At 73.1% G+C, this 19,544-nt stretch carries 16 protein-coding genes; 9 read left to right on the top strand and 7 right to left on the bottom strand.

All coding sequences use genetic code 11. The features are described from left to right. The first annotated feature begins 4 nt into the window (after positions 1 to 4). Genes tsaB through tsaD form a run of 3 tightly spaced genes read left to right on the top strand, consistent with a single transcriptional unit; the run spans position 5 to position 2,288 of the window. Complete coding sequence (tsaB, locus tag RE027_RS08000) at positions 5 to 682, top strand: tRNA (adenosine(37)-N6)-threonylcarbamoyltransferase complex dimerization subunit type 1 TsaB (RefSeq protein ID WP_368807728.1); 678 nt, start codon at positions 5 to 7, stop codon at positions 680 to 682. Between the two features lie 41 nt (positions 683 to 723). Continuing rightward, positions 724 to 1,194 carry a ribosomal protein S18-alanine N-acetyltransferase gene (gene rimI / locus RE027_RS07995; protein ID WP_368807857.1) on the top strand — a complete coding sequence of 157 codons (471 nt, stop codon included), beginning with the start codon at positions 724 to 726 and terminating at the stop codon, positions 1,192 to 1,194. Continuing rightward, positions 1,191 to 2,288 carry a tRNA (adenosine(37)-N6)-threonylcarbamoyltransferase complex transferase subunit TsaD gene (gene tsaD / locus RE027_RS07990; RefSeq protein WP_368807727.1) on the top strand — a complete coding sequence of 366 codons (1,098 nt, stop codon included), beginning with the start codon at positions 1,191 to 1,193 and terminating at the stop codon, positions 2,286 to 2,288. Before rimI ends, tsaD begins: the two co-directional genes overlap by 4 nt. A 15-nt stretch (positions 2,289 to 2,303) precedes the next feature. Here tsaD and RE027_RS07985 read toward each other — a convergent pair whose 3' ends face one another. The 7 genes from RE027_RS07985 to RE027_RS07955 all read right to left on the bottom strand — a co-directional run bounded on the left by RE027_RS07985 (position 2,304) and on the right by RE027_RS07955 (position 9,867). Further along, on the bottom strand, positions 2,304 to 3,287 hold the full coding sequence (locus RE027_RS07985; RefSeq protein WP_368807726.1) for a 2-hydroxyacid dehydrogenase: 984 nt from the start codon (positions 3,285 to 3,287) through the stop codon (positions 2,304 to 2,306). A 62-nt stretch (positions 3,288 to 3,349) separates the two neighbouring features. Continuing rightward, positions 3,350 to 4,495 (bottom strand): glutamate--cysteine ligase, encoded by a 1,146-nt coding sequence (locus tag RE027_RS07980; protein WP_368807725.1) that lies wholly within the window; start codon positions 4,493 to 4,495, stop codon positions 3,350 to 3,352. A 94-nt stretch (positions 4,496 to 4,589) separates the two neighbouring features. Then, on the bottom strand, positions 4,590 to 5,864 hold the full coding sequence (locus RE027_RS07975) for a THUMP-like domain-containing protein (RefSeq protein ID WP_368807724.1): 1,275 nt from the start codon (positions 5,862 to 5,864) through the stop codon (positions 4,590 to 4,592). Positions 5,865 to 5,923: 59 nt separating this feature from the next. Beyond that, entirely contained in the window at positions 5,924 to 6,682 is a 759-nt protein-coding gene (locus RE027_RS07970) for an iron ABC transporter ATP-binding protein (protein WP_368807723.1), read from the bottom strand. A gap of 13 nt (positions 6,683 to 6,695) precedes the next feature. Then, on the bottom strand, positions 6,696 to 7,709 hold the full coding sequence (locus RE027_RS07965; protein WP_368807722.1) for an iron chelate uptake ABC transporter family permease subunit: 1,014 nt from the start codon (positions 7,707 to 7,709) through the stop codon (positions 6,696 to 6,698). Next, positions 7,706 to 8,755 carry an ABC transporter permease gene (locus RE027_RS07960; RefSeq protein WP_368807721.1) on the bottom strand — a complete coding sequence of 350 codons (1,050 nt, stop codon included), beginning with the start codon at positions 8,753 to 8,755 and terminating at the stop codon, positions 7,706 to 7,708. The genes RE027_RS07965 and RE027_RS07960 overlap by 4 nt, the downstream gene beginning before the upstream one ends. Before the next feature lie 143 nt (positions 8,756 to 8,898). Next, positions 8,899 to 9,867, bottom strand: coding sequence for a siderophore ABC transporter substrate-binding protein (locus tag RE027_RS07955; protein ID WP_368807720.1), 969 nt, complete (start codon positions 9,865 to 9,867; stop codon positions 8,899 to 8,901). A 425-nt stretch (positions 9,868 to 10,292) separates the two neighbouring features. On the opposite strand from RE027_RS07955, the gene groES reads away from it, so the two are divergent. The 6 genes from groES to RE027_RS07925 all read left to right on the top strand — a co-directional run bounded on the left by groES (position 10,293) and on the right by RE027_RS07925 (position 19,483). Next, positions 10,293 to 10,589, top strand: coding sequence for a co-chaperone GroES (gene groES / locus RE027_RS07950; RefSeq protein WP_047801805.1), 297 nt, complete (start codon positions 10,293 to 10,295; stop codon positions 10,587 to 10,589). A gap of 136 nt (positions 10,590 to 10,725) precedes the next feature. Continuing rightward, positions 10,726 to 12,327 carry a chaperonin GroEL gene (gene groL / locus RE027_RS07945; protein WP_368807719.1) on the top strand — a complete coding sequence of 534 codons (1,602 nt, stop codon included), beginning with the start codon at positions 10,726 to 10,728 and terminating at the stop codon, positions 12,325 to 12,327. Positions 12,328 to 12,485: 158 nt separating this feature from the next. Then, positions 12,486 to 14,558 (top strand): acyltransferase family protein, encoded by a 2,073-nt coding sequence (locus RE027_RS07940; protein WP_368807718.1) that lies wholly within the window; start codon positions 12,486 to 12,488, stop codon positions 14,556 to 14,558. A 53-nt stretch (positions 14,559 to 14,611) separates the two neighbouring features. Further along, complete coding sequence (locus RE027_RS07935) at positions 14,612 to 16,711, top strand: acyltransferase family protein (protein ID WP_368807717.1); 2,100 nt, start codon at positions 14,612 to 14,614, stop codon at positions 16,709 to 16,711. 53 nt (positions 16,712 to 16,764) lie between these two features. Then, positions 16,765 to 18,327, top strand: coding sequence for an IMP dehydrogenase (guaB, locus tag RE027_RS07930; protein WP_368807716.1), 1,563 nt, complete (start codon positions 16,765 to 16,767; stop codon positions 18,325 to 18,327). A gap of 34 nt (positions 18,328 to 18,361) precedes the next feature. Then, positions 18,362 to 19,483 (top strand): GuaB3 family IMP dehydrogenase-related protein, encoded by a 1,122-nt coding sequence (locus tag RE027_RS07925; protein ID WP_368807715.1) that lies wholly within the window; start codon positions 18,362 to 18,364, stop codon positions 19,481 to 19,483. Positions 19,484 to 19,544: the final 61 nt, after the last annotated feature.

The raw sequence follows: 19,544 nt of genomic DNA, 5'->3' as shown, positions 1-19,544 counted from the left end.
CCGGGTGCTCCTCCTGTGCCTGGACTCCTCCGCCGTCGCCTCCGCCGCCCTCGTGACCGGCGCGGGCGAGGTCGTGGGCTCCTTCGTCAGCCCCGACACCCGCTCCCACGCCGAGGTCCTGGCCCCCGCGGTCCGCGACCTGCTGGAGGGCCGCGGCCTGACCGGCGCCGGGCTCGACGGCGTCCTGGTGGGCACCGGTCCCGGCCCCTTCACCGGCCTGCGCGCCGGGATCGCGACCGCCCGGGCGCTCGCCTTCGCCTGGGACGTGCCGCTGCAGGGCCTCATGAGCCTCGAGGCCCTGGCGCAGGACGCCGCCGAGGACGCCCGGGCGGCCGGCCACGAGGAGTTCCTCGTGCTCACCGACGCCCGGCGCAGGGAGGTCTACTGGGCCCGCTACGCCCTCGCCCCCGACGGCCCGCGGCGCGTCGGCGGGCCCGGGGTCGCCGCCGCGGAGCAGCTCCCGGAGCTGCCCGCCTACGGCCGCGGCGCCGGCCTCTACGCGGACCGGCTGGCCCGGCCCGTGCCCGGTTTCGCCGAGGCGCAGCCCACGGCGTCGTCGCTGGGGCTCGCGGCCCTGCGCCTGCGGGCCCGCGGCGAGGGGCCGGGGGCGGACACGACCCCCCTGTACCTGCGCGAGTCCGACGCGAAGGTCCCCGGTCCCCGGAAGAAGGCCCTCGCGTGAGCGCCCCGTCCGCACCGGGGACCCCCTGGACCCTGCGCCGGATGACGGCCCGGGACGTCCCCGTGGTGCACGCCCTCGAGCAGCAGCTCTTCCCGGCCGACGCCTGGCCGCTGGAGATGTTCCAGGCCGAGCTGGCCCAGCCCGTCTGCTGGTACTGGGTGGCCGAGCAGGACGAGCGGATCGTCGGCTACGCGGGGCTCATGTGCATCCGCCCGGTGGGCGACGTCCAGACCATCGCGGTGCTCCCCGAGCACGAGGGACGCGGGATCGGCTCCTCGCTGCTGCGCACGCTGCACGGACGGGCGCGGGAGCTGGGCGCCACGGAGGTGCTGCTCGAGGTCCGCGCCGACAACCCGCGCGCCCAGCAGCTCTACCGCCGCTTCGGCTACGAGCACATCCACACCCGCCCCCGCTACTACCGGGACGGCACCGACGCGCTGATCATGCGCCTCGACCTCACCGCGCCGGAGCCCCCGGCCACCCCGACCACCCCGACGGAGGGAAGCCGATGACCGACGGACCCCTGGTGCTGGGCATCGAGTCCTCCTGCGACGAGACGGGCGTCGGGATCGTGCGCGGGCGCACCCTGCTCGCCAACGTCGTGTCCTCCTCGATGGACGAGCACGCGCGCTTCGGGGGCGTGATCCCCGAGATCGCCTCCCGCGCCCACCTCGACGCGCTCGTGCCCACGCTGCGCGAGGCCCTGGACCGGGCCGGCGTGGGCCTCGACGAGCTGGACGCCCTGGCCGTGACCTCCGGCCCGGGCCTGGCCGGGGCGCTCATGGTGGGCGTCGCTACCGCGAAGGCGCTCGCCGTGGCCACCGGCAAGCCCCTGTACGCCGTCAACCACCTCGTGGCCCACGTCGGCGTGGGCGTGCTCGAGGACTCGGGGATCGAGGGCTTCCGGGGCGCCTTCGACGACGGCCTGCCCCGCGACCTCGGCGCGCTGCTGGTCTCCGGCGGGCACACCGAGATCCTCGCCGTCGACGACCTCTCCCGGGACGTGCGGCTGCTCGGGGCCACGATCGACGACGCGGCCGGCGAGGCCTACGACAAGGTGGCCCGGGTGCTGGGCCTGGACTACCCGGGCGGCCCGGCCATCGACGCCGCCGCCCGGACCGGGGACCCCACGGCCTTCCGCTTCCCCCGCGGACTCACCGCCGGCAAGTACCTGGGCTCCGCCGAGCGCCCCGGCCCGCACCGCTACGACTTCTCCTTCTCCGGGCTCAAGACCGCCGTGGCCCGCGTCGTCGAGGCCCACGAGGCCGAGGGGCGCGCGGTCCCGGTCGCGGACGTCGCGGCGTCCTTCCAGGAGGCCGTGGCCGACGTCGTCACCCGCAAGGCCGTCCTCGCCTGCACCGAGCAGGGGCTCGGCACGCTCCTGCTCGGCGGAGGGGTGGCCGCCAACTCCCGGCTGCGGGAGCTCACGGCCGAGCGCTGCGCCGCGCACGGGATCGAGCTGGTGGTCCCGAAGCTGTCCCTGTGCACCGACAACGGGGCGATGGTCGCAGCGCTCGCGGCCCGCGTCGTGGCCGGGGGCCGCGAGCCCTCGGGCCTGGGCTTCGCCGCCGACTCCTCCCTGCCCGTCACGACCGTCTCGGTCTGAGCCGGCCCGCGGGCCTCAGGACACGGGCGTGACGAGGGTGCCGTCGGCCAGGTAGCTGCGCAGGTTGTGCAGGGTGAGCTCCGCCATCGCCCGCCGGGTCTCCACCGTGGCGCTGCCCACGTGCGGGAGCAGCACCACGTTCTCGAGCTCGCGCAGGGCGGCGGGCACGTGCGGCTCGGCGGCGTAGACGTCGAGCCCGGCCCCGCCCAGCCGCCCCTCCCGCAGCGCGGCGACGAGCGCGGTCTCGTCCACGACGGAGCCGCGGGCCACGTTGACGAGGTACCCCTCCGGCCCGAGGGCGTCCAGGACCCCCGCGTCGACCGTCCCGGTGGAGTCCGGTCCGCCGGGGACGGCGACCACGAGGACGTCGACGGCCGCGGCGAGGTCGGCGGGGGAGCCGTGGTAGGCGTGCTCGACGCCGGGGACCGGCCGCCGGTTGTGGTAGTGGATCTCGCAGTCCAGCGCCGCCAGGCGGCGGGCGACGGCCCGGCCGATCCGGCCCAGGCCCAGGATCCCCACCCGCCGGCCCGAGGCGTGGGCGGTCAGCGGGTAGTTGCCGGACGTCTCCCACTGCCCGCGGCGGACGAAGCGGTCGGCCGCGGAGAACCGGCGCAGCACGTCCAGGTACAGGGCCAGTGCGGTGTCCGCCACGGCGTCGGTGAGCACGTCGGGGGTGTTGCTCATGCGGATCCCGCGCGCGGCGGCCTCGGCGGCGTCCGTCCCGTCGTAGCCGACGCCGAAGTGCACGACGGCCTCGAGCCGGGGCAGGCGGCCCATGAGGTCCCGGTCCACCCCCGTGCGCCCGGAGCACACCACCACGCGCACCTGCTCGGCGTGCCGGTCCAGGAACCCGTCCCGCGCGGCGGGGTCGGCGGGCAGGCGCAGGGCCGCGAACTCGGCGGCGAGGGTCTCCTCCACCAGGGGGTGCAGGGCACCGATCTGGAGCACGGGTCCTTGCGGCGGGGCGTCGCCCGGGCGGGCAGGGGTGGGGTCGGTCATGTCGGCAACCTCGGGATCGGGCGTCCGCGCGGCCGGGGCGCGGACTCGGGCGGACGGGACGGTCAGTCGTTCTCGCGGGTGCGTCGGACGATGTCGAGGGCCACCGCGCGCAGGTCCCCGCCGTGGGCCCGGGCCACCGCGCGCTGGCGCTGGTAGCCGGCGCCCTCCTCCATGATCCGCTCCACGTCGGAGAGCTCCTTCGAGCAGCCCAGCCGCGCGGCGACGGGCTCCAGGCGGTCGAGCAGCTCGGTCAGGTCCTCGCACAGGGCGCGCTCGGTGTTCTCCGGTCCGGTGATGACCTCGGCGTCCAGGCCGTAGCGGGCGGCCCGCCACTTGTTCTCCTGGATGTGCCACGGCTTCAGGCGGGCGGGGGCCCGGCCGGCGTCGAGGTCCTGGGAGAGGGACTCCGCGAGGCACTGGGTGAGGGCGGTGAGCGCCCCGACCTCCCAGAGGGTCGAGAGCCCGTCGCAGAAGCGGACCTCGTCGGTGCCCAGCCGCGGCACGGGGCGCACGTCCCAGCGCGCCTCGCTCAGCTCCTCGATGATCCCGGTGGAGACCATGTCCTCGATGCACTGCTCGTAGGCGTCCCAGGACGGGAAGTGGTAGGGCAGCCCGGCGGTGGAGAGCTGCTGGAAGATCATGGAGCGCTGGGACGCGTAGCCGGTGTCCTCGCCCGCCCAGAACGGGGAGTTCGAGGATAGGGCCAGCAGGTGGGGGTAGTAGGTCAGCAGCCCGTCGAGCACCGGCAGGGCCTTGGCCCGGGCGTCCAGGCCCACGTGCACGTGCACCCCGTAGATGACCATCTGGCGGCCCCAGTACTGGGTTCGGTCCACGAGCTTGTGGTAGCGCTGCTTGTCGGTGACCTGCTGGTCCTGCCAGCGCGCGAAGGGGTGGGTGCCCGCGGCGAAGATCTCCAGGCCCTGCGGGTCGGTCACCGTGCGGATCTCGTCCATCATCTCGGCCAGCTGCTCGGTGGAGTGGGCGACGTCGCGGCACACCCCGGTGACCATCTCGACCGTGTTCAGCAGGAACTCCCCGGTCAGCTGCGGGTGGTCGCCGTCGGTGCCCCACTCGGGGCGGGCGTCCAGGACCGCCTCGAACGTCTCCCGGCCGCGCGGGACGAGATCGCCCGTGGTGGCGTCCACGAGGGCGATTTCCCACTCGACGCCCAGCGTCGACTGGGCGGAGCGGGCGAACGAGATCTCCACGCGGCAGGTCCTCCGTGTTCTGCGGGCGTGCTCGCCCGCGCGGTGCGGGCCGGATCGGCCCGGTCGGGTGCGGACCGGATCGTCCGCGGCGACCTCAGTCTACGGTTTCGACGACGAGGACGACGCGCCTCTCGCCGGCCCCCGGGCCCGGCCCGCCGTCCGGGGCGGGCGCGGCGGTCCTGGTCAGCACGAGCGTGGCCCGGCCGGGGCCCCGGGGCGCGAGCTGGCGGCGCAGCTGCTCGGGGGTCACGTCGGTGCCGCGCTTCTTGATCTCGAGGGTGCCGACCTCGTGCTCCCGCACCCACCGCCTGAGCACCTTGACGGTGTGCGGCAGCACCTCCCGCACCCGGTAGGCGCGGGCCAGCGGCGTGCGGACGAGCTCGTCGGAGGACAGGTAGGCGATCCGGGGGTGGATCAGCCGCGCGTCCAGCTGCCGGGCGAGGTCGGCGACGAGGCCCGCGCGGATCACCGCGCCGTCCGGCTCGTACAGGTACGACCCGACGGGGCCCACGACCGCGTCCGCGTGGGCGGGGTCGAGGTCCTCCGCGCTGGTGAGCTCCGTGGCGCCGTGCTCGGAGAGCACGAGCGCCGCCCGCCGGACCCCGGGCCGGGCCACCGCGTTGAACCAGAGCACGGCCTCCACCACGTCCCCGCGCTCGGAGACCCACTGCGCCTCGCAGCCGGCCGGGACGGCCTCGTGGGGGATGCCCGGGCCCAGCTTCACGCCGACGGGCAGGCCCCGGGCGGCGAGGCCCTCGACGAAGGACAGGGGCGGGGAGAACGCCTCGGGGTCGAAGATCCGCCGGGTCCCGGACGACGAGGTCGTGCGCCGGGCGGGGTCCAGCCACACCCCGTCCGGCGGTCCGCCCGGCAGGGCGGAGAGGTCCAGGGACGCGGCGTCGGCGTGCAGGACCGTGGCCTCCGGGAAGGGGGCGAGGTTGAGGGTGGCCACCGCGGCCGTGGTCTCGTCGAGCTCCACGGCGGTGACCCGCCGGTCGAGGGAGGCCAGCGCGAGCGCGTCGGCGCCGATGCCGCAGCCGAGGTCGGCCACGTGGGCGAGGCCGGTGTCGGCGAAGCGCCGGGCGTGCAGGGCGGCCACGCGCAGCCGGGTGGCCTGCTCCAGCCCGGCCCGTGTGAAGAGCATGCGGGCGGCGAAGTCCCCGAACTTCTCCCGGGCCCGGGTGCGCAGCTTCGCCTGGCTCAGGGCGGCGGAGACGAGCTCTGGGGCGTGCCCCTCGGCCCGCAGCCGTGTGACGGTGCGCAGCGCCTCCGCCTCGTCGTAGGGGCCCAGGGAGTCGAGCAGGGCCATGCCCTCCCGGGTCAGCAGCGGGGCGATCTCGCGGGGGTCGCCGGGGGTGTCGGAGCTCATGGGTGCCGTTCGGGTCGGAGGTGCCGGAGGACGTGCCGGGCGGAGGACCGGACGGAGGATCAGACGAAGTAGATGCCGATGCGGTGCCCGTCGACCTGCTCCACCCGGATGTCGATGCCGTAGATCTCCTGCAGCACGTCCGGTCGCATGATCTCATCGGGGGTGCCGTGGTGCAGGAGGGCGCCGTCCTTCATGGCCATGATCCGGTCGGAGTAGCAGGACGCGAAGTTGATGTCGTGGATGACGAGCACCACGGTCTTGCCGAAGTCGTGGGTCATCTGCCGCAGCAGCCGCATCATCTCCACGGCGTGCTTCATGTCGAGGTTGTTGAGGGGCTCGTCGAGCAGGACGTAGTCGGTGTCCTGGGCGATGACCATGGCGATGAACGCCCGCTGCCGCTGCCCGCCGGAGAGCTCGTCCACGTAGCGGTCCGCGAGCTCCTCCAGCTGCAGGTAGCGCAGCGCCCGCTCCACGTGCTCCCGGTCCTCGGCGGTGTGCCGGCCCTTCGAGTGCGGGTGGCGGCCGAAGGCCACGAGGTCCCGCACGCTCAGCCGCACGCTCAGGGTGTTCTCCTGGCGCAGGATGGACAGCTTCCGGGCCAGCTGGTCCGAGGGGGTGGAGAGGATGTCGAGCTCGTCCACGAACACCGTGCCCCGGTCCATCGGCAGCAGCCGGGCGGCCATGGACAGCAGGGTGGACTTGCCCGCCCCGTTGGCGCCGATGATCGAGATCAGCCCACCCGACTCGATGCTGCCCGAGACGTCGTCGACGACGGTCTGCGTCCCGTACCTCTTGGTCAGGCCGGTCAGTTCGATCACGATGCACTCCTGTTCACTTGATGGACCCCCGCAGCAGCATGACGAGGAACAGCAGCCCGCCCACGAACTCGATCACGATGCTCAGCGCGGTGTCGAAGGCGAAGACCTGCTCCAGGACCACCTGGCCGCCCACGAGGGCGATGATCCCCAGCAGCACCGCGATGGGCAGGACGTGGCGGTGCCGGAACCGCCGGCACAGGGCGTAGGCGAGGTTCGCCACGATGAGCCCGAAGAAGGTGATGGGCCCGACCAGCGCGGTGCACACGCCCACGAGCACGGAGCACACCACGAGCACGGCGGTCACGACCCGGGTGTGGTCCACGCCGAGGCTGATCGCGGTGTCCCGGCCGAGGGCGAGGACGTCGAACTGCCGGCGCAGCGCGACGGCCGCCAGCGTCGCCAGCCCGACGAGCACGAAGGACAGGCGCAGGAGGCCGGTGTCCACGTTCGTGAAGGACGCGAACATCGCGTCCTGCAGGACGACGAACTCGCTGGGCTCGAGCAGGCGCTGCAGCAGCGAGGAGACGCCGCGGAACACGGTGCCGAAGACGATGCCGACGAGCAGCACGAGGTGCAGCGACCTGCCCGAGCCCGTGAACAGCCAGCGGTAGATCACCCAGCTGAACGCGACCATGAGCCCGAGCTCGAGCCCGAACCTGGTCCCCGTGCCGAGGGCGACCACCCCCGTGGAGCCCAGGAGGAACACCAGCACCGTCTGGATGAGCACGTACAGGGAGTCGAAGCCCATGATCGACGGGGTGAGGATGCGGTTGCCGGTGATCGTCTGGAACAGCACGGTGGACACGCCCACGGCGTAGGCGACGAGCACCATGGTCAGCACCCGGTTGATCCGGCGCGGCAGGACGTAGCCGAGGTCGCCGCCGAGGTCGACGGTCAGGTAGAGGGCCACGGACGCGGCCGCGAGCACGGCGAGGATCCCGATCCAGGCGCCCGGTGCCAGGCGCGGGCGCGGGCCGCCGCGACGGGCCGTCACGGCGGCGGGCAGGGGGGAGGTCCTGGCGCTCACCGGTTCCGCCCCCGCAGCAGCAGGGCCAGGAACAGCACGCCGCCGACGACGGCGACGATCGTGCCGACCGGGATCTCGTACGGGTAGCGGATCACCCGGGCCAGGATGTCGCAGGCCAGCACGAAACCCGCCCCGAGCACGGCGACCCAGGGGACCGTGCGCCGGACGTTGTCCCCGACGAGCATCGAGACGAGGTTGGGCACCACGAGGCCCAGGAAGGGGATCGACCCGACGGTCACGACGACCACGGCGGAGATCAGCGCGACCAGGGTCATGCCCAGCGCCATGACGCGGCGGTGGTCGATGCCCAGGTTGGTGGTGAACTCCTGTCCCATGCCCGCCACGGTGAAGCGGTCGGCGGCCACGTAGCCGACGACCGTGAGGGCCAGGACGAGCCACAGCAGCTCGTAGCGGCCGCGCAGCACCCCGGAGAAGTCCCCGATCATCCAGGCGTTGAGGCTCTGCAGCAGGTCGAAGCGGTAGCCGAAGAAGGTGGTCACGGACGCGATGACGTTGCCCAGCATGATCCCCACGAGGGGGACGAGCAGGGAGTTGCGCAGCGGGATGCGCTGCAGGACCAGCAGGAACAGGCCCGTCCCGGCGAGGGCGAACAGCGAGGCGACGCCCATCTTCGCCATCAGGGGCGCCGCGGGCAGCAGCAGGGTCACCACGAGCAGGCCCGCCTGCGCGGACTCGACCGTGCCCACGGTGGAGGGCTCCACGAACTTGTTGCGGGCCATCAGCTGCATGATCAGTCCCGCCACGGACAGGGCCAGCCCGGCCAGGACGACCGAGGCGGTGCGCGGGAAGCGGGACACGGCGATGACCTCCACCGAGTCCCGGAAGCCGTCGAGGTCCCCGGCGGCCAGCTGGCGCCACAGGGACCACGGCGTGACGTCGAGGACGCCCACGAACGTGCTGACCACCGCCAGCACGAGCACGACGGCGCTCGCCGCGACGAGGTGGCGGGCGTCGCGGAGGGCGGCGGCCCGCGGGTCCACCGACGACGAGCCCGCCGGTGCGGCGGCGGTGGGGGGAGCGGTCACGACGGTGCTCATCGTCGTCCGGTGGCTGTCATCGGGATCCTTCCGATTCGGGGCGGCGCGGGCCGGGAGGGGGCCGGGGCGCCCGGCGCGGCGGTGGCGATCGCCGGGCCGGGCGCCCCGGGGTCCGCCCGTCCGTCAGCGGGTCAGGAGAGGGACTCCTGGACCTCGGTGATCATGGACGGGAAGTTGTTCAGGCCGAAGCCGACGACGTACCAGCTGGCGCTGTCGAGGTAGGTGATCCGGTCCTGCTGGGCCGCGGCGGTGCCGTTGACGAGTTCGTTGTCGAGGACCTGCTGCGCGGCCTCGCCGCCGGACTGCCCGATCGCGGTGTCGCGGTCGAGGACGTAGATGCGGTCCGGGTCCGCCGCGGCGATCGCCTCGAAGGAGACGGCCTCGCCGTGCCGCCCGTCGGCCTGGACGTCGGTCGCGGACTCGAGCCCCAGCAGGTCGAAGACGACGTTGCCGAAGCGCGAGGCCGGGCCGTAGGCGTTGACCTCCCCGGCGTTGGTCAGCAGGAACATGGCGGTGCCGGCGCCGGCGGCCTGCTCCGCGGTCTCGGCGATCTGCTCGTCGATCGCGGCCAACTTCTCCTCGACCTCGGCCTCCTTGCCGAAGATCGCCCCGAGCGTCCCGGACTGCTCGGTGAAGGAGGCGAGGGGGTCGGTCTCGTCGATCGACAGGTCGACGGTCGGGGCGATCTCGGAGAGCTCGTCGTAGAACTCGGCTGTGCGCCCGGAGATGATGATCAGGTCGGGGGCGGCCTCGGCGACGGCCTCGAGGTCCGGCTCCTTCATGGCACCGGCGTTGACGTACTCGTCCGAGCGGTACTCGGCGAACTGGTCGGGCAGGCTGCCGCCCTGGGGCAGTCCCTGGACGTCCTCGCCGAGGGCCTCCATCGAGTCGAGGACGCCGAGGTCGAAGGTGATCACGTCCTCGGGGGAGACCGGGACCTCGGTGGTGCCCTGGGCGTGCTCCACGCTGACGGTCTCCGCGGAGGCCGAGCTCTGCGTCTCGTCGGCGGTCGCGGCCCCGGAGGTCGAGCAACCGGCGAGGGCCAGGACCGAGGCGGCGGCCAGCAGGGCGGTCGAGCGCTGTCGGGAGGTGCTGTTCATGGTCTTCCTTCGTGCAGGGCGCCGGCGTCCTCCGGGGTGGAGGGCCCCGGCGGGGTCCGGTGGGCACGACGTCCTGCCGCGGGACGGCGCGGACGTCGGGGGAGGGCACCGTTGCTCGGCCGAGGTAAGGGTTGCCTTACCGATCAACCTAGAGGGTGCCCGGCCGGTGAGGCAAATCATTGGCGAACATCCCCGTGACCTAATTCGGTCGCAGGGGAGGGGATGCCACGGTGCTGGCACTCGCCTTGACCGACTGCTAGGCGACTCCTATAGTCGGCCTTGGCACTCTCCGGGTGAGGGTGCTAAGGGCCTGGCGATCGATCGGCACCGCGACGACGGTTGGTGCGCCAACCGGCCCGAAGCACGACGGCGGGTTCCGCCCGCGGTCGCCCACCGCTTTCCACGCCTACAGATAAGGAGAGATCGTGTCGGTCTCCATCAAGCCTCTCGAGGATCGCATCGTCGTTCAGCCGCTCGCCGCTGAGCAGACCACCGCTTCCGGTCTCGTCATCCCGGACACCGCCAAGGAGAAGCCCCAGGAGGGCAAGGTCCTGGCCGTCGGCCCCGGTCGTGTCGACGACTCCGGCAACCGGATCCCGGTCGACGTCAAGGAGGGCGACGTCGTGATCTTCTCCAAGTACGGCGGCACCGAGGTCAAGTACAACGGCGAGGAGTACCTGGTGCTCCCGGCCCGCGACGTCCTCGCCGTCGTCGAGAAGTAGTCCTGGCGCAGACCGCGCAGTCCTGACGAAGGGTGCCTGCCGCACACGCCCCGCGGGGCCCGCGGCGGGCACCCTTCGTCGATCCGTTTCCCCGAACCCCGCTGGACCACCAGCCACGCAGAAGGAGCCATCGTTCATGGCCAAGCAGCTGGCATTCGACGATGCCGCACGCAAGTCCCTCGAGAACGGCGTCAACAAGCTCGCCGACACCGTCAAGGTCACCCTCGGCCCCCGCGGGCGCAACGTGGTGCTCGACAAGAAGTGGGGCGCCCCCACGATCACCAACGACGGCGTGACCATCGCCCGTGAGGTCGAGCTCGACGAGCCCTACGAGAACCTCGGCGCCCAGCTCGCCAAGGAGGTGGCGACGAAGACCAACGACGTCGCCGGCGACGGCACCACCACCGCCACCGTCCTCGCCCAGGCGCTCGTCAAGGAGGGCCTGCGCAACGTGGCCGCCGGCGCCGACCCGCTGAGCCTCAAGCGCGGCATCGAGAAGGCCGTCGAGGCCGTCTCCGAGCGGCTGCTCGAGAACGCCCGTCCCGTCGAGGGCGTCAACGTCGCCCACGTCGCGACGATCTCCGCGCAGGACCCCGCGATCGGGGAGCTCATCGCCCAGGCCTTCGAGACGGTCGGCAAGGACGGCGTCATCACCATCGAGGACGGCTCGAGCACCGAGGTGGAGCTCGAGGTCACCGAGGGCATGCAGTTCGACAAGGGCTACCTGTCCCCGTCCTTCGTGACCGACGCCGAGCGCCAGGAAGCGGTCATGGAGAACTCCCTGGTGCTGCTGTACCAGGGCAAGATCTCCTCCGTGCAGGAGCTCATGCCGGTGCTGGAGAAGGTGCTGCAGGCCAAGAAGCCGCTGACCATCATCGCGGAGGACGTCGAGGGCGAGGCCCTGTCCACCCTGGTGGTCAACAAGCTGCGCGGCACGCTCGACGTCGTGGCCCTGAAGGCCCCCGGGTTCGGCGACCGCCGCAAGGCGATCCTGCAGGACCTCGCGGTGCTCACCGGCGGCGAGTTCATCACCGCCGAGCTGGGCATCAGCCTCGACCAGGTGACCCTGGAGCAGCTGGGCACCGCCCGCCGCGTGACGGTCACCAAGAACACCACCACGGTGGTCGACGGCGGCGGGACCCAGGAGCAGATCCAGGAGCGGGTCGCCACGATCCGCGCCGAGGTCGAGCGCACCGACTCCGACTGGGACCGGGAGAAGCTGCAGGAGCGGCTCGCCCGCCTGTCCGGCGGCGTCTCCGTGATCAAGGTCGGCGCGGCCACCGAGGTGGAGGCCAAGGAGCGCAAGCACCGCATCGAGGACGCCGTGTCCTCGACCCGCGCGGCCCTCGAGCAGGGCATCGTCTCCGGCGGCGGCACCGCCCTGGTGCACGCCGGGAAGGTCCTCGGGGAGTCCGACCTCGGGCTCACCGGCGACGCGGCGACCGCGCTCGGCATCGTCCGCCGCGCGCTGCGCCAGCCGCTGTTCTGGATCGCGCAGAACGCCGGCCAGGACGGGGCCGTGGTCGCGTCCCGCGTGGCCGCCCTCGAGCCCGGGCACGGCTACGACGCCGCGGCCGACGACTACGTCGACATGGTCGCCGCCGGCATCATCGACCCGGTCAAGGTCACCCGCTCGGCGCTGCAGAACGCCGCGTCCATCGCGGCGCTCGTGCTGACCACCGAGACCCTCGTGGTGGACAAGCCCGCCGAGGACCAGGGGCACGGCCACCAGCACTGAGCCGCCCGCCCGCAAGGACCCGTCCCGCTTCCCGCGGGGCGGGTCCTTCGTCGTCGGCGATCCTGTCCGGCTCCCGCCCGGCCGGCTCCGGTAGAGTGCGGAGGTCCACCCGACCACTGCCCGCGCCCCCGGTGGCACGGTGTTCCCAGGAGCTGCCCATGACCAGCCTTCGCGAGCAGGGCGCCCCGGCGTCCGCCGAGGCGTCGACGGCCCGGCGGGTGGCCCGGTACTCGGGGTTCCGGCCCGAGGTGCAGGGCCTGCGGTTCGTGGCGGTGCTGCTCGTGGTGGTCTACCACGTCTTCCTCGACCGGGTGTCCGGGGGAGTGGACGTCTTCCTGCTGATCTCGGCGTTCTTCCTGACCCTGTCCTTCGTGCGCAAGCTCGAGGCCGGGCAGCCGCTGGCCCTGGGCCGCTACTGGCTGCACGTGTTCAAGCGGCTGCTGCCCCTGGCGGTGCTCACCGTGCTGGGCACGCTCGTGCTCGCATGGCTGTTCTTCCCGGAGGCGCGGATCGACCGGGTCCGCACCGAGGCCCTGGCCTCGGTGTTCTACGTGGAGAACTGGGCGCTGGCCCTGGCGGAGGTCGACTACTACGCGGCGGACAGCTCCACGGCCTCCCCGTTCCAGCACTTCTGGTCCCTGTCGGTGCAGGGGCAGGTGTTCCTGCTGTGGCCGCTGGTCTTCGGCGCGGCGTGGTGGCTCCACCGGAAGGCGGGCTGGCGGCCGGTGCCGGTGCTGACGGCGCTGTTCGGCGGGATCCTCCTCGCGTCCCTGGCGTGGTCGGTGCACTCGACCGCCACGAACCAGGCCTTCGCCTACTTCGACACCCGCACCCGGCTGTGGGAGTTCGCCCTGGGCTCGCTGCTGGCCCTGGCGGTGCCGTACCTGCGGCTGCCGCGGGCGGCCCGGGTGGTGCTGGGCTGGGCCGGGATGCTGAGCATGGTCTCGGTCGGGGTGCTGATCAACGTCCAGGGGGCGTTCCCGGGCTGGATCGCGCTGTGGCCGCTGCTGTCCGCGGCCGCGATCATCGTGGCCGGGCGCTCCGGCTCACCGTTCGGGCTGGACCGGGTCCTGGCCTCGCGGCCGCTGGTGCGCCTGGGGGACGCCTCCTACGCCCTGTACCTGGTGCACTGGCCGCTGCTGATCACCTACCTGGTGCTGCGCGACCGGCCCGTGGCCGGCCCGCGCTCCGGGGTGGTGATCGTCGTGGTCTCCCTGGTGCTGGCGGTGCTGGCCACCAAGCTCGTGGAGCAGCCGTTCCAGCGGTGGGCGTGGCCGGAGCGGGACAAGCGGCGCCTGGCCGTGTCGGTGGCCGTGAGCCTCGCCCTGGTCGCCCTGCCGGTGCTCGCCTGGCAGCAGGCCGACGCCCGGCGGGCGGCCCGGCTCGCGGAGGAGGCCGCCCGCAACAACCCCGGGGCCGCCGTGCTGCAGCCCGGGTTCGAGTTCCGGGGGGACCCGGAGGCGCCCGCGCTGCCGCTGGCCTCGGCGCTGCGGGACGAGTGGGTGGGGCTGCCCGAGCCCTGCTCCGGGCAGTTCGCCCCCGAGCAGGAGCTGCTCGAGCAGTACTGCCGCCAGACACCGGTCGTGCAGGATCCCGCGCGCACGGTCCTGGTGGTCGGCAACTCCCACATGGAGCAGTTCATGGGGGCGGTGATCCCCCTGGCGGAGGAGCGCGACTGGCAGCTCGTCGCCGTCCTGCAGCCCGGCTGCGCCTTCGCCGTGCGCCCGGAGGGGGACGCGTGCCACGAGGGCAACGAGGCGGCACTCGACTACGTGGAGCAGGTCGCCCCGGACGCGGTCCTGACGACGTCGACCTACGCGGCCCGGATGGACGGGTCCGCGGAGGCGGTGTTCGGGGGATTCCCGGAGCTGGTCGACCGTCTGACGGGGCGGGGGATCGAGGTCGTCGGCTTCCGCGACAACCCCCGCTTCGACTTCGACCCCTACGCGTGCGCCGAGACCCACGGCGAGGACGCGGCCCGGTGCCAGGTCCCCGTCGAGCAGGTCCTGGCCCCGGTGAACCCGGCCGACGCCCTCCGCGACCGTCCCGGCTTCACGTCGCTGGACCTCACCGACCTGATCTGCCCCGGCGGCCTGTGCCGTCCGGTGGTGGGCAACGTATACGTCTTCTTCGATCCGCACCACCTGACCTGGACCTACACGCGGACCATGGCGCCGGCCCTCGAGGAACGCCTCCTCCAGGACCCGGCCACCGGCGGCACCGGGCTCTGACGGACTCCTCGCTTCGCCCCCTCCCCCTCCCCCCGCACGCCCCTGGAGAAGCTGTGACCCTCACGATCGACCGTTCCACCGGCCCGACCGGCGATGCCGGCGGATCCACCCGCCCGGGGGCGGGCCCGTCCCGCTACTCGGGGTTCCGCCCGGAGGTGCAGGGCCTGCGCGCGGTGGCGGTGCTGCTCGTGGTCGTCTACCACGTGTTCCTCGGCCGGGTCTCCGGGGGAGTGGACGTCTTCCTGCTGATCTCGGCGTTCTTCCTGACCCTGTCCTTCGTGCGCAAGCTGGAGTCCGGCCGGCCCCTGGCGATCGGGCGCTACTGGCTGCACGTGTTCAAGCGGCTGCTGCCCCTCGCCGTGCTCACGATCCTCGCCACCCTGCTGCTGGTGGAGCTGCTCTACCCCGCCTACGACGTCGGCCGCTGGCGCAGCGAGGCGCTGGCCTCGGTGCTGTACGCGGAGAACTGGGCGCTGGCGCTCAACGCGGTGGACTACTACGCCGCCGACCACTCCACGGCCTCCCCGTTCCAGCACTTCTGGTCCCTGTCGGTGCAGGGGCAGGTGTTCCTGCTGTGGCCGCTGGTCTTCGGTACGGCGTGGTGGCTCCACCGGAGGGCGGGCTGGCGGCCCGTGCCGGTGCTGACGGCCCTGTTCGGCGCGGTGTTCGCGGCCTCCCTCGCCTGGTCGGTGCACTCGATCGCCACGAACCAGGAGTTCGCCTACTTCGACACCCGCACCCGGCTGTGGGAGTTCGCCCTGGGCTCCCTGCTCGCGCTCGCCCTCCCGTACCTGGACCTGCCGCGGGCGGCCCGGGTGGTGCTGGGCTGGGCCGGTCTGCTCAGCATGGTCTCCGTCGGGGTGCTCGTCGACGTCCAGGGCGCCTTCCCCGGCTGGATCGCGCTGTGGCCGCTGGCCTCCGCGGCGGCGATCGTCGTGGCCGGGCGCTCCGGCTCACCCCTCGGGCTGGACCGGGTCCTCGCCTCCCGGCCCCTCGTGCGGCTGGGCGACTCCGCCTACGCCCTGTACCTGCTCCACTGGCCGCTGCTGATCACCTACCTGGTGCTGCGCGACCGGCCCGTGGCCGGGCCCCGCTCCGGGGTGGTGCTGGTGCTGCTGTCGGTGCTCCTGGCCGTGCTGGTCACCCGGCTCGTCGAGACCCCGCTGAAGGCGTGGACGTGGCCGGAGCGGAACAAGCGGAACCTGGCGGCCACGGTGGCCGCGAGCCTCGCCCTGGTCGTCGCGCCCGTGCTGTCGCTGCAGCACGCCGAGGACCGCCGGGCCACCGCGGTCCTCGCCGCCGCCGACCGCAACAACCCCGGGGCCGCGGCCCTGCTGCCGGGATTCCGCGACGTGAGCGACCCCGACGCGCCGGCGATCCCGGTCGTCACCGGCGACCACTACCGGAAGCCCGTGCTCGGCGAGCCCTGCCCCGCCGGACTGGGGGTCTCCGAGCGCTACCAGCAGTGGTGCTTCGACACCGTCCCGAACCCCGATCCCGCCGCGACCCTCCTGGTCGTCGGCAACAGCCACGTGCACATGTGGATCCCGGCGATCGAGGAGCTGGCCGAGGCCTCCGACTGGCGGGTGGTGACCTACATCCGCGGCAACTGCATGTACTCCAGCGTCGAGGAACAGGTCGCCGACCACGAGCCGTGCGCCCGCTGGCTCGAGGGCGCCGACCCCGTGGTGGAGGCGGTGGACCCGGACCTGGTGCTGGTGCAGGGCACCCGCAGCACGGACGAGGACGAGGAGCAGTTCACCCCCGGCATGGAGCAGCGCATCCGCGGCCTGGCCGAGCGCGGCATCCAGGTCGTCGGGCTGCGCGACAACGCCCGGTTCGACTTCGTCCCCGCGCAGTGCGCGGTGGACCACGGGGCCGAGGCCCCCGAGTGCGCCGCCTCCCACACGATCCTGGGCCCGGACAGCCCGCTGGCCCCGGTGGCGGACGAGCTGGCGCAGGTGTCGATGGTGGACATGGGCGACCTGATCTGCCCGGACGGCACCTGCGACCCGGTCGTCGGCAACGTGTACACCTACTGGGACAACAACCACCTCACCGTCGAGTACGTGCGGACACTGGCCCCGATGTTCGTCGAACGGGTGCGGGAGGCCCTGGCCGCCGACGGCGTCGATCCCGCCGCCGCTCCGTGAGACTCGGCACAGCCCCCTCCCGGCCCGATCCGGGGCGGCCGGAGGCCCGTAGAATGGTCGGGACTCCCTCGAAGCTGAAAGGCCCCACCGTGTCGGATACCGCCGTCCCCACCGCTCTGTCCGAGGACCCGTTCGGGTTGACCGGACTGACCTACGACGACGTCCTGCTGCTGCCCGGCAACACGGACGTCATCCCGTCCGAGGCCTCGACGCGCACCCGTCTGTCCCGGCGCATCACCCTGGAGGTGCCCCTGCTGTCCGCGGCCATGGACACCGTCACCGAGTCCCCGATGGCGATCGCGATGGCCCGCCAGGGCGGGCTCGGCGTGATCCACCGCAACCTCTCGATCGAGGACCAGGCGGAGCACGTGGACCGGGTCAAGCGCAGCGAGTCCGGCATGATCACCGACCCGGTGACCATCTCCCCGGACGCGACCCTCGAGGAGCTGGACCGGCTCTGCGGCTACTACCGGGTCTCCGGGCTGCCGGTCGTGGACGCGGAGCAGAAGCTGCTGGGCATCATCACGAACCGCGACACCCGCTACCTGCCGGAGAGCGAGTTCCCCAGGCGCCGGGTGCACGAGATCATGACGCCCATGCCGCTGGTCACCGGCAAGGTCGGGATGGCCAAGGACGACGCCCACGCGCTGCTGGCGTCGAACAAGATCGAGAAGCTGCCCCTCGTCGACGACGCCGGCCGGCTCACCGGGCTGATCACGATCAAGGACTTCACGAAGGCCGAGCAGTACCCGCACGCCACGAAGGACGACGAGGGCCGGCTGCGCGTCGGCGCCGCGGTCGGGTTCTTCGGCGACGGCTTCGAGCGCGCCATGACCCTCGTGGAGGCCGGCGTGGACGCGCTGTTCATCGACACCGCCAACGGGCACTCCCAGGGCGTGCTGGACATGATCGCCCGCCTCAAGGCCGAGACCGCCGCCGCGCACGTCGACGTCATCGGCGGCCAGGCCGCCACCCGCGCGGGCGCGCAGGCCATCGTCGACGCGGGCGCGGACGCCGTCAAGGTCGGGGTGGGCCCGGGCTCCATCTGCACCACCCGCATCATCGCCGGCGTGGGCGTCCCGCAGATCACCGCGGTCAACGAGGCCGCCAAGGCCGCCATCCCCGCCGGGGTCCCCGTCATCGCCGACGGCGGGCTGCAGCACTCCGGCGAGATCGGCAAGGCCCTCGTGGCCGGCGCGGACTCCGTGATGCTCGGCTCCCTGCTCGCCGGCTGCGACGAGTCCCCGGGGGAGCTCGTGTTCGTCAACGGCAAGCAGTTCAAGACCTACCGCGGCATGGGCTCGCTGGGGGCCATGCAGTCGCGCGGCAAGAACACCTCCTTCTCCAAGGACCGCTACTTCCAGGCCGACGTCGCCAGCGACGAGAAGCTCATCCCCGAGGGCATCGAGGGCCAGGTGCCCTACCGCGGCCCGCTCTCGGCCGTGGTGCACCAGCTCGACGGCGGCCTGCGCCAGACCATGTTCTACGTGGGCGCCCACGACGTCGCGGAGCTGAAGACGAAGGGCCGCTTCGTGCGGATCACCTCGGCCGGGCTCAAGGAGTCCCACGCCCACGACATCACGATGACCGTCGAGGCGCCCAACTACCAGCGCTGAGCGGCGACCTGGAGCATCCCCCGGAAAGGACACCATGAGCTACGACATCGAGATCGGCCGGTCCAAACGCGCCCGCCGCACCTTCTCCCTGGACGAGATCGCCCTCGTCCCCTCCCGCCGCACCCGCGACCCCCACGACGTCTCCACGGACTGGCAGATCGACGCCTACCGGTTCTCGATCCCCTTCCTGGGCGCCCCGATGGACTCGGCCACGTCCCCGGAGACGGCCATCGCCCTCGGCCGCGCCGGGGGGCTGGGCGTGCTCGACCTCGAAGGGCTCTGGACCCGCTACGAGGACCCGCAGCCGGTGCTCGACGAGATCGCGGACCTCTCCGGGGAGGACGCCCCGTCCGCCACCCGCCGGATGCAGGAGCTCTACGAGGCCCCGGTCCAGGCGGAGCTGATCACCGCCCGGCTCGCCCAGATCCGCGAGGCCGGCGTGATCGTCGCCGGCTCCCTCACCCCGCAGCGCACCGTGGAGCACTACCGGACCGTCCTGGACGCCGGCGTGGACGTCTTCGTCATCCGCGGGACCACGGTCTCCGCGGAGCACGTCTCCCGCAACCAGGAGCCCCTGGACCTGAAGAAGTTCATCTACGACCTCGACGTCCCGGTCATCGTGGGCGGCGCGGCGGGCTACACCCCGGCGCTGCACCTCATGCGCACGGGCGCGGCCGGGGTGCTCGTGGGCTTCGGCGGCGGCGCGTCCATGCGGATCCAGAACACCCTGGGCATCCACGCGGCCATGGCCACGGCCATCTCCGACGTCGCCGCCGCCCGCCGGGACTACCTCGACGAGTCCGGCGGGCGCTACGTCCACGTCATCGCCGACGGCGGCGTGGGGGTCTCCGGGGACATCGTCAAGGCCCTCGCGATGGGCGCCGACGCCGTGATGCTGGGCACCGCGCTGGCCCGCACCGCCGAGGCGCCCGGGCAGGGCTGGCACTGGGGCGCGGAGGCGCACCACGGGGAGCTCCCGCGCGGGCTGCGCACCCGGGTGGGCACGGTCGGCCCGCTGCAGGAGGTCCTCTTCGGCCCGTCCCGCCACGTGGACGGCACCTCCAACCTCGTGGGCGCCCTGCGCCGCTCGATGTCCACCACCGGGTACCTGAACCTCAAGGAGTTCCAGCGCGCCGAGGTGGTCATCCGCGGCTGAGCCCCCGCCGCGGTCCCCGGGGACCGCGGCGGGGCCGGCGGGGATTGGCGAACGTCCAGGA

Origin of the sequence: Kocuria sabuli (assembly GCF_040981185.1) — a bacterium.
In the GTDB taxonomy this organism is placed as follows: Bacteria; Actinomycetota; Actinomycetes; order Actinomycetales; family Micrococcaceae; genus Kocuria; species Kocuria sabuli.
This window is presented reverse-complemented; position numbering and strand designations above follow the sequence as displayed.

Bases quoted from the DNA above. Each gene is read 5' to 3' on its own strand.
- rimI (WP_368807857.1), top strand. From the start codon at position 724: ATGACGGCCCGGGACGTCCCCGTGGTGCACGCCCTCGAGCAGCAGCTC.
- tsaD (WP_368807727.1), top strand. From the start codon at position 1,191: ATGACCGACGGACCCCTGGTGCTGGGCATCGAGTCCTCCTGCGACGAG.
- RE027_RS07985 (WP_368807726.1), bottom strand. From the start codon at position 3,287: ATGACCGACCCCACCCCTGCCCGCCCGGGCGACGCCCCGCCGCAAGGA.
- RE027_RS07975 (WP_368807724.1), bottom strand. From the start codon at position 5,864: ATGAGCTCCGACACCCCCGGCGACCCCCGCGAGATCGCCCCGCTGCTG.
- RE027_RS07955 (WP_368807720.1), bottom strand. From the start codon at position 9,867: ATGAACAGCACCTCCCGACAGCGCTCGACCGCCCTGCTGGCCGCCGCC.
- groL (WP_368807719.1), top strand. From the start codon at position 10,726: ATGGCCAAGCAGCTGGCATTCGACGATGCCGCACGCAAGTCCCTCGAG.
- RE027_RS07940 (WP_368807718.1), top strand. From the start codon at position 12,486: ATGACCAGCCTTCGCGAGCAGGGCGCCCCGGCGTCCGCCGAGGCGTCG.
- guaB (WP_368807716.1), top strand. From the start codon at position 16,765: ATGGTCGGGACTCCCTCGAAGCTGAAAGGCCCCACCGTGTCGGATACC.
- RE027_RS07925 (WP_368807715.1), top strand. From the start codon at position 18,362: ATGAGCTACGACATCGAGATCGGCCGGTCCAAACGCGCCCGCCGCACC.